This window comes from Brenneria salicis ATCC 15712 = DSM 30166 (assembly GCF_003315515.1).
Taxonomy (GTDB): domain Bacteria; phylum Pseudomonadota; class Gammaproteobacteria; order Enterobacterales; family Enterobacteriaceae; genus Brenneria; species Brenneria salicis.
The window spans coordinates 23,839-33,599 of the sequence record NZ_QNRY01000038.1; the positions used below are offsets into that span (position 1 = coordinate 23,839).

Sequence of the window (9,761 nt, forward strand, 5' to 3'; positions counted from 1 at the left end):
CGCTAGCGGTATGACGAATGACGACGGGGACAGAAAAGTCCCCGTCTGTACGTCGGTCAGAATTTTTCCCAGTTGTTGTTATGCACATTCGCGGATAACAGAGAAGTATTGACGGGAGAAGGACGACGCGCGATCGCCATACTCGGTAATGGCGAAATCTGTTCGCTGCCGACCGGACAACCATCGGCTTCAAGGTGGAAAACATCCACCGTCGCCAAAAGCTCGTCAGTTTTCTCATCCAGACGGGCAGCCGCTTCCGCCGCTTCTACCACCAGCGCCGCATTCTGCTGCGTGACGCCATCCATTTCGTGCACGGCCTGACTAATCTGGCTAATACCGCGGGTTTGCTCATCGGTCGCCGCCGCAATTTCGGCAATCAGATCGTTGACATGTGAAATGGCGTCAATAATCTCGGTGGTCGCATCGCCAGACTGTTTTACCTGTTCCGCGCCCGCCGCCACTCTGGTTACCGACTCAGCGATCAGATCCTCAATCTCTTTCGCCGCCTGCGCGCTGCGTTGCGCCAGCGTTCGCACTTCGCCCGCGACCACGGCGAATCCTCGGCCCTGCTCCCCCGCTCTGGCCGCCTCTACCGCCGCATTGAGCGCCAGAATGTTGGTCTGGAACGCAATCCCATTGATAACGGTGGTGATGTCGGAGATTTTGTGCGAACTGGCGCTGATGTTTTCCATAGTTTCCATGACGTTGCTGCTGATTTTGCCGCCTTTCTGCGCGATATTGGCGGCATTCTGCGCCAGATTGCGCGCCTGATGAACGTGATCCGTGGTCTGCTTTATCGTGGAGTTGATCTGTTCCATGCTGGCGGCGGTTTGCTGAAGCGTGGCGGCCTGCTGTTCGGTGCGGCCTGACAGATCATCGTTCCCTTCTTTAATATCCGTGGTTCCCTGACCGATTTCCGCCGCGCTCTGACGAATAACCGATACCGTATCCCGCAGGCTTTTTTGCAATCGCTTGATATCCGGTATCAGTCTCCCCGCGCAGTTACGGCCAAATTCCGCCAGTTCACATCCCAGTTGTCCGGCAGTCAGTAATGCCAGATGCGATTTCAATACCCCGATCGGGATCACCAGATAATTTTTCAGGTAATACACGGTGAAAAGTAAAATGATAAGACCGAGCACCATCGCGGCAATCAGCGCATTTCGATTATGCTCATTCTGTTCGTTAATCCCCGGCAGCATATCGGCCTGGGTAATCTGATCAGTGTATTTTTTGATTTCATCGCCAAATGCCAGGCTAATCGCGGGATAAACTGAGCGGAAAATTTGTCGGAAACTATCCACGTCATTGCGTTGCAACGCCTCGTTCATCGGATCAATCGCGGTTGAAACCAACGTCGACCAAGTGTCGCTGATCGATTTGACCGTCGCGTCATCAACGCCGACATGTTCGGCGGCGGTAAATTTCGCCAGCGAATCCTTGGTATTCCAGATTGCGGTTTGCGCCATCGCCAATGTTTGTTGCGCATTCTCTGGATTACTGTTCTGCATATAATCCATTGTTCGTTCCAGTCGGGTCGCCGCACGAAAATATTGATCGGCGCCATAAACAAGATGCGAATAGGTATTACGCTGAACTTCGGTTTTGTGCAGTTGATTAGTGACGTGATAAAGAGAATAAAGACTGTATCCTGAAGCCATTCCCCATATAACCAATAATAACGCCACGATCATTAGCACCATAGCCCGAATGCTGACATTTTTTAAAAAGCTCATAGCTCAACCCCATACCATTAGCCAATAAGCGTCAGAGCAGTCGTCCACTGACGCCTATTTATCTCTATCTTCATATCCGCTTCCTGCCGGATGAAAAACCGCAGGCGCACCAAAATCCCCGATTCAGAATTCAAGCAAAGGAACACCAGATTATGTGTAGTAATAGGCGATACTTCGTCCCTGTTTTATCTATCAAATCAGTTCGTCATCCCTGCCCGCCTTATTTATAGCGGATATAAAATGAGTATAGGCATTAACCCATAAAGTGCGCATCACCTCTCGTCAAATCTGCCGAAATCATGTTTCCGCCATCGTCACCCTTGACATCATTGTCAAATGGCCTTGTCCAGAAGCAGTTAAATATCGTCTATAATCAATAAGTTAATCAATTACAGTCATCTTTTGGCACAAAGCCTGCTTATGTTGGGCTATGTGTCACTGCGCCATCATGTCGACACCCTGATTTTTCATCTGAGCCCAGGTCGGAGACGATGTCATGAACCGGTTCGTTATTGCAGATTCCAATAAATGTATTGGCTGCCGCACTTGCGAGGTTGCCTGTATGCTGGCCCACAGCGACGGAAAAACAGCCTCATTATCCCCAAAAACCTTTTCGCCGCGCCTCACGGTGATTAAAGGGCTGAACGTCAGCACCACCATCCAATGCCGCCAGTGTGAAGACGCGCCCTGCGCTAATGTTTGTCCGAATGGCGCCATCATTCATGCCGATGATTGCATTCAGGTGCGGCAGGAAAAGTGTATCGGCTGCAAAACCTGCGTCGTCGCCTGTCCTTACGGCGCCATGACCGTGATCAGTAAACCGGTTGCCCGTATCAGCCATTATCAGGTGTTGGGTAACTGCATCAAAGCCGAAGCGCAGAAATGCGATCTTTGCGCGGGACGAACCGCAGGCCCGGCCTGTATCGAGGTGTGTCCGACCAAAGCGCTTCATATGATCAGCCGTGATGATATTCAGGCCATGATCCAACGAAAACAACGGCGTGCGGCGCTTGATGAAGCCGCGGGAATGCAATTCTGAACGGTGCCGCTCAAGGTACGCTGAAGGAGAATAATCATCATGCAGAAAGTGATCACGGTCTGTCCTTATTGCGGTTCAGGCTGCAAAATTAACTTGTTGGTTGAAAACGGCAAAGTGGTTGGCGCAGAAGGCGCCAATGGCGTGACAAACGAGGGCGAACTTTGTCTGAAAGGCTATTACGGCTGGGATTTTCTGAACGACACCAAATTACTGACCCCGCGTCTGAAACGACCGCTGATCCGCCGTCAGAAAGGCGCGCCCTTTGAGGCCGTATCATGGGATGAAGCCATCGAATTCGCCAGTTCCCGCCTGAAGGCGATTAAAGAGAAATACGGCCCCGACGTCATCATGCATACCGGCTCTTCGCGCGGACCAGGCAACGAAACCAACTATGTGATGCAGAAGTTCGCCCGCGCGGTAACCGGTAATAACAATGTTGACTGCTGCGCCCGTGTCTGCCACGGCCCTTCGGTCGCCGGTTTGCAGGTAACGCTGGGTAACGGCGCCATGAGTAACTCCATCTGCGAAATCGAACATACCGAATGTATTCTGGTCTTCGGCTATAACCCCGCTGATTCGCATCCTATCGTCGCCCGCCGGATCCTGAAAGCCAGAGAGCGTGGCGCCAACATTATCGTGTGCGACCCGCGTCACATTGAAACCGCGCGGATCGCCGATCTGTGGTTGCCGCTAAACAACGGCTCCAACATGGCGCTGGTCAACGCGTTCGCCAATGTGCTGATCACTGAAGGCCTGTACAACAAGGAGTACGTGGCGCGCCATACTGAAGGATTTGAAGAGTATCGCCAGATCGTCGCCAAATACACGCCGGAGTATGTCGCGGACATCACCGGACTGTCACCGCAACTTATTCGCGATGCCATGCGGATGTACGCCGCCGCGCCTTCCGCCACCATTTTGTGGGGCATGGGCGTGACCCAGTGGGGTCAGGGTGTCGACGTGGTGAAAGGCTTGTCTGGTCTGGCATTGCTGACGAGCAATCTGGGCCGCCCGAATGTCGGCGTTGGCCCGGTACGCGGTCAGAATAACGTGCAGGGCGCCTGTGATATGGGCGCGTTGCCTAATGTGTTCCCCGGTTATCAAAAAGTTACGGATCCGGCTGTGCGGGAGAAATTTGCCAAAGCCTGGGGCGTGCCAAGCCTGTCCGACCAGATCGGCTATTCCCTGACCGATGTTCCACACAAAATCAAAGAGGGCAAAATCAGGGCCAATTACGTAATGGGGGAAGATCCGCTGCAAACCGAGCCGGATCTGTCCATGATGCGCGAAGCGTTCAGTGAATTGGAACTGCTGATTGTGCAGGACATCTTTATGACCAAAACCGCATCAGTCGCCGACGTGATTTTGCCGGCCACCTCCTGGGGCGAACACGAAGGCGTCTACTCAGCCGCCGACCGTGGCTTCCAGCGCTTCTACAAAGCGGTTGAACCTCAGGGCGACGTGAAACCGGACTGGGAAATCATCAGCCTGATGGCGACCGCGCTCGGTTATCCTATGCACTATAACAATACGCAGGAAATCTGGGACGAACTGCGCCACCTCTGCCCGCTGTATTACGGCGCGACTTACGAAAAAATGGCCGGATTGGGCTATATCCCCTGGCCGTGCACCACCGAAGACAGCCCCGGCACGCCGTGGTTGTATGCCGGTAACCAGTTCGACCGTCCTGGCGGCAAAGGCTTGTTATTCGCAACGGAATGGCGACCGCCAATGGAACAGGTTGATGAGAACTATCCTCTGGTGCTATGCACCGTGCGGGAAGTGGGTCACTATTCCTGTCGTTCCATGACCGGCAACTGCACCGCGTTGCAAACGTTGGCGGATGAACCCGGTTATGTGCAGGTCAACCCGGAAGACGCCGAGCGCCTGGGGCTACGCGATCAAGAACTGGCCTGGGTTTCCTCGCGACGCGGCAAAGTCATCAGCCGTGTCGCCATCAGTGAACGCATCAACAAGGGCGCGGTTTACATGACCTATCAATGGTGGATTGGCGCTTGTAATGAACTGACGCTCGATCACCTCGATCCAATTTCCAAAACGCCGGAATACAAGTATTGCGCCGTCAAACTGGAAGCCATTGAGGATCAACTAGCGGCGGAAAATTACGTGCAACAGGAATACAGCGAATTGAAGGCGCGTCTGCGCAGGACTGCGGAAGAAGTGAATTAACGCACTGATGCGGCCAGGCTCGCTGGCCGCATCCCGTTCTCCCTTACTCCATATCTTCAATCGCTTTAACCGAAATCCCCATCCGCTGCATACGTGACAACAAGGTGGTGCGCTTCAAACCGAGTTTGGCGGCGGCGCCTTTTGGCCCGGCGACGATGCCATTGGTTTCTTTCAATACCCGGATAATACGCTGACGCTCAGACTCTTCCTCGTCATTTTCCCGTACCGGCTGCGCCATCGGCGCGACTTTCATGGCAACCGTCTTCGGACTTTCCCGTGGCGAGAGGTGAGGTTGCAGTTCCGCCAATTGTAAATTCAACGTCGTTCCTCTGGTGAGGATCACCGCTCTTTCAATCACATTCTCCAATTCACGCACATTGCCCGGCCAGGGAAGTTTGCTCAATTGGCGCAACATTTCTGATGGAATGTTGTCAATGGCGCGGTTCATGAGGCGTGCGATCTTGCGGGTAAAAAACTTCGCCAGCAACGGAATATCTTCCGGTCGTTCACGCAGCGGCGGGATCACAATCGGGAAAACGTTCAGGCGATAATACAGATCGCTGCGATATTCCCGATCGGCCACCATCTGTTTCAGGTCACGATTGGTGGCCGCAATCAGGCGGACATCCACCGGGATCACCTTGCTTCCCCCCAGACGCTCAATCTCCCGCTCTTGCAAAACGCGTAGCAGTTTAGGCTGCAACTCCAGCGGGATATCCCCCACTTCATCCAGAAACAGCGTACTTTTATCCGCCAGTTCAAAGCGCCCCTGACGCTGACTTGAAGCCCCCGTAAAAGCGCCCTTCTCATGGCCGAACAGATCGCTTTCCAGTAACCCGGACGGGATCGCCGCACAATTCATCTTCACCATACGGTTCGCCTTGCGTGAACTCAGGCTGTGAATGGCGCGGGCGATCAACTCTTTCCCGGTGCCGGTCTCCCCCAGGATCAGCACCGTGCTGTCACTGTTCGCCACCATTTCCACCTGTTCCAGCACCTGACGGATCGCCGCGCTGCGACCAATAATTTCACCGAAAGCTTCGCCGCCCACGCTATGGGTACGTTCGGTGAGTTGCTCCGTCAGATAGAAATTCTCGTGGATAAGTGAATCCTTCAAACGGGTGATTTGCTCGTAAGCCAGCGCATTATCCAACGCGATGGCAATACGCGCCGCAATCTGCCGCAGCAATTTTATATCCGCTTTGCTGACGGATAAATCGCTGTCATGCGCCAGTTCCAGCACGCCCAGCACGCGATCGCCAAACGTCAGCGGCAGCAGGCAGGCATGCTTCAGGCTACTGTCGAACCATTGCGCCAGATAACGCGGATGCTCCGCTGAATTCAGGTCATTGTCACGATTGATGAGCAAAACATTATTGTCGCGCATGACCGCTTCCGCTCGCGTTTCCGACAGCTTGAGCGAGCCTTCGCCGCAATGCGGCGAGCACCCGGAGAGGTAATGCGTGGCGTAATACTTGAGGGTTTTATCGTCGTCATCGTGATCACGCAATGCCAGCGCCACGAAATCGATGCCGAAAAAACGATGAATCTCTTTGGACACCTCCTGCGCCAGCGCCTTCAGTTCCAGTTTGGAAATGACGGTATTCGTTACGTCAACCAGAATACGGAAGTGATCGCGTTCATGGCGCAGCCGCTCTTCCTCAAGCTGCGCCTGCTCTCGTTCGCCGATCTGTTCCAGCTTCAGCGTAATGATATCGGTAAGCGCCTGAAAGAAAATAATTTCACTCTCATCAAATCGGCTGCCGTCCGTTTTAATGAACTCGACGCCGCCTAACGAACGCTGCGACGTCAGCAACGGTAACTGGCAATAATCGCTGAGTCCGGCATATGCCGGCTGGATCATAAGATGAGGAAATTCGCGCTGGAAATGCGCCCGGTCGCAGTGCAGCGGCGTATGGGTATGCCAAACGATGCCGCACGGTCCATCCAATAACAAGATCGTCTCTTCACTACAGCGGGTTTTGTTCTCTCTGCGGTCGTAACGGTAAAGCCGCGTTCGATTATGCAGCAGGTCGATCAGCAACACGTTGACCCGTCCGAACCGGACAACAGAAAAAGACAAGCTATCCAACACTTGCAACAGGGCTTCTATACTGCGTTGTTGCAGTAGAGTTTGTGACACCTTCAGGAGGGCATCCTGCCATAGAATCGACAACCTTGATGGGGAATCTGTCAGTCGTATCACCATAACCACCGCAATAAAGTCAACAAAATTACTGGGGATATGTAGTGTAAGGATTAACGAACGGAAATCCTACGCCATCATGTCGATAGCTTGATCTGAATCGCTATTAACCAGAAGAATAATCAAGAAAAAATGCGAAATATTATTGTAATGACAACCATTTTATTACCGGAGGCCAAACCCCGAATAATGGAAAATATTCCGTTTACCACCTCTGTTCGCCATCATTTTTTGCTCTCTGGCTTAAGCAATTACTCACAACTTTGAAACAAAATAATTACAAATAAAGTATATATTTTAATCACAAAATTATTTCAGGAAATATTTACTGCTGGCAGATAAATTAAATACCTTAGTAAAATTTAAATAAATTAATCGGATAAAATCACAGCGACTTGCTTCCATAAAAATGGTGGGACTTCAAACAAAAAACATTTCTTAAAATAAAGTAACAAATCGTAAGGAATAAATAAAATATGCCTACAATATGTACAATAAAATCTACAAGAAAATATGTCTTCCTTTGCCCTCTCTTCCTCAGCTTGTAATACCTTCATAACCCGCTGTTTATATACATGTTTAAATAAGATGCCATACTAATGGCCAGCCGCCATTTCCTATTGAATGAGCTATTGACACGTACTTTTTCATGACAAAGATCACATTTGCATTTTAATAAACAGAAAAAAAATGTAAAAATTCAGAATCGTTGTAATATCGGCGTGCAGACACAACACCCCAATAACAGATCAGGGTGATGAATCGGGTTTGTTTATTTTATAAACACTCGCTTATCACACTGTAATAATATTGTGTTGTCTGAATAACATCACCAACATGAGGTTTATATGCAAAGGCAGAAGTTAGTCATACAGATAGCCGTCGCTATCTTGTTAGGTATTTTGATTGGATGGGCTTGCCACCAATATCTGGAAGTGGGACGCGCAAAAGAAATCGCGTCTTACTTCAATATGGTCACGGACATCTTTCTTCGTCTTATCAAGATGATCATTGCACCGCTGGTATTTGCAACGCTGGTTTCCGGCCTGGCGAGCATGGGGAAATCCTCCGCGGTTGGCCGTATCGGTATGAAAGCGATGATCTGGTTCGTTACCGCCTCTGTCCTTTCTCTGCTCATCGGCATGATGCTGGCAAACTTCTTTCAGCCCGGCGCAGGCATGAACCTGGAGATCTCCCCCGTCGCGGCGCCAGTTGCATCCGGTCTGAACACCGATGGCTTTACGCTTAAGAGCTTCATCAGCCACATCTTCCCGAAAAGTATCGTGGAAGCGATGGCAAACAACGAAATTCTACAGATTCTGGTTTTCTCTCTGTTCTTCGGTTCTGCCCTTGCTTACGTCAAACATAGTAACAAACATGCAACAATCATCATTTCGATGATCGAGGAACTGGCGAAAGTGATGTTCCGCGTGACTGACTATGTCATGTCGCTGGCGCCTATCGCCGTGTTCGCCGCCATTGCCTCCGCCATCACCACTCAGGGCCTGGGTCTGATTTATGACTTCGGTAAACTGATCGGCGAGTTCTATCTCGGCCTGGTGTTATTGTGGGCAGCGCTGTTCGGCGTCGGCTATGCGTTTCTCGGCAAGGCAATCGTTAAACTGTTCAAACTGATCCGCGAACCCATCATGCTGGCGTTCGCCACTGCGAGCAGTGAATCCGCTTATCCGAAAACCATGGAAGCATTGACCAAATTCGGCGTGCCGAAGAAAATCACCAGCTTCGTGTTGCCATTGGGCTACTCATTCAACCTTGACGGTTCGATGATGTATCAATCCTTTGCGATCCTGTTCATCGCTCAGGCTTACAACATCGATCTGAGCTTGACGCAACAGATTCTGATTCTGTTGACCCTGATGATCACCAGTAAAGGGATGGCTGGCGTAGCGCGTGCTTCTGTGGTGGTGGTGGCGGCGACGCTGCCGATGTTCAGCCTGCCGGAAGCTGGTATTCTGCTGATTATCGGTATCGATCAGTTTCTGGATATGGGCCGTACCGCTACCAACGTGGTGGGTAACAGTATCTCTACCGCTGTCGTTGCCAGCCTGGAAAAAGGCAAATATGACGAGGATGACGAAGAGGAACAGGAAGATCCCGCCGTCGCCTACGAGCAAACCCAAGCCACGCAGAACTCCTGATACGTGAACGATTATCTGGCGGCCTAAGGGCCGCCAGTGCGATCAACACGCGCCGGTATTCAGGCTTTAAATATTAGCGCGGCAGCGCTTTTATATATCGCCAGAACTTTTCCGATGCCATATTCAGCCTGGCATCAAGGCGATAAAGATAGACGCCCATGCTCATCGCGGCATTCCCCTCATCAAGGATCACCAGTTCCTGACTTTCTAAATAACTGATCCTAATATCGCTACATTTTTACCACCATGATTCCCACCGGGGAATGGGCTGACAGTATTCATAAAGTGACGCACTTTTTTCAGTAACTGCCACATTGAGCGGCACTGGTGGTTTCCGGTTATCGTTTCGTGCAGCGCCTGCCACAGCCGTTCAACATGATTTACCCAGGGCGAGTAAACCGGCTGATAAATAACACGAAACTTCGGATTCT

General features: G+C 51.3%; 5 protein-coding genes and 2 pseudogenes. 3 read left to right on the top strand and 4 right to left on the bottom strand.

Annotation, left to right across the window (positions count from 1 at the left end):
* Positions 1-56: 56 nt before the first annotated feature.
* A complete protein-coding gene (locus DES54_RS14295; RefSeq protein ID WP_113868505.1) occupies positions 57-1,736 on the bottom strand; it encodes a methyl-accepting chemotaxis protein in 1,680 nt (559 codons plus the stop codon).
* A gap of 496 nt (positions 1,737-2,232) precedes the next feature.
* On the opposite strand from DES54_RS14295, the gene DES54_RS14300 reads away from it, so the two are divergent.
* Together DES54_RS14300 and fdhF are read left to right on the top strand one after the other, a co-directional pair.
* Positions 2,233-2,775 carry a 4Fe-4S binding protein gene (locus DES54_RS14300; RefSeq protein ID WP_113868507.1) on the top strand — a complete coding sequence of 181 codons (543 nt, stop codon included), beginning with the start codon at positions 2,233-2,235 and terminating at the stop codon, positions 2,773-2,775.
* 39 nt (positions 2,776-2,814) lie between these two features.
* Positions 2,815-4,965: a formate dehydrogenase subunit alpha gene (fdhF, locus tag DES54_RS14305; protein WP_113868509.1), complete on the top strand. Its 2,151-nt coding sequence runs from the start codon at positions 2,815-2,817 to the stop codon at positions 4,963-4,965.
* Between the two features lie 43 nt (positions 4,966-5,008).
* On the opposite strand, the gene flhA is transcribed toward fdhF, so the two are convergent.
* Positions 5,009-7,174, bottom strand: coding sequence for a formate hydrogenlyase transcriptional activator FlhA (gene flhA, locus DES54_RS14310; RefSeq protein ID WP_113868511.1), 2,166 nt, complete (start codon positions 7,172-7,174; stop codon positions 5,009-5,011).
* An 845-nt stretch (positions 7,175-8,019) separates the two neighbouring features.
* Between flhA and DES54_RS14315 the strand changes: the two genes are divergently transcribed.
* Positions 8,020-9,330, top strand: coding sequence for a dicarboxylate/amino acid:cation symporter (locus DES54_RS14315; RefSeq protein WP_113868513.1), 1,311 nt, complete (start codon positions 8,020-8,022; stop codon positions 9,328-9,330).
* A gap of 73 nt (positions 9,331-9,403) precedes the next feature.
* Here DES54_RS14315 and DES54_RS19385 read toward each other — a convergent pair.
* Together DES54_RS19385 and DES54_RS14320 are read right to left on the bottom strand one after the other, a co-directional pair.
* Positions 9,404-9,541 (bottom strand): annotated as a pseudogene (locus DES54_RS19385) (LysR family transcriptional regulator); the annotation flags it as partial.
* Positions 9,538-9,761: pseudogene (locus DES54_RS14320) on the bottom strand (IS630 family transposase); the annotation flags it as partial. The pseudogenes DES54_RS19385 and DES54_RS14320, both read right to left, overlap by 4 nt.

What these genes read in the sequence shown, in the direction of transcription:
- DES54_RS14295 (WP_113868505.1), bottom strand. Translation starts at nt 1,736, where the DNA reads ATGAGCTTTTTAAAAAATGTCAGCATTCGGGCTATGGTGCTAATGATC.
- DES54_RS14300 (WP_113868507.1), top strand. Translation starts at nt 2,233, where the DNA reads ATGAACCGGTTCGTTATTGCAGATTCCAATAAATGTATTGGCTGCCGC.
- fdhF (WP_113868509.1), top strand. Translation starts at nt 2,815, where the DNA reads ATGCAGAAAGTGATCACGGTCTGTCCTTATTGCGGTTCAGGCTGCAAA.
- flhA (WP_113868511.1), bottom strand. Translation starts at nt 7,174, where the DNA reads ATGGTGATACGACTGACAGATTCCCCATCAAGGTTGTCGATTCTATGG.
- DES54_RS14315 (WP_113868513.1), top strand. Translation starts at nt 8,020, where the DNA reads ATGCAAAGGCAGAAGTTAGTCATACAGATAGCCGTCGCTATCTTGTTA.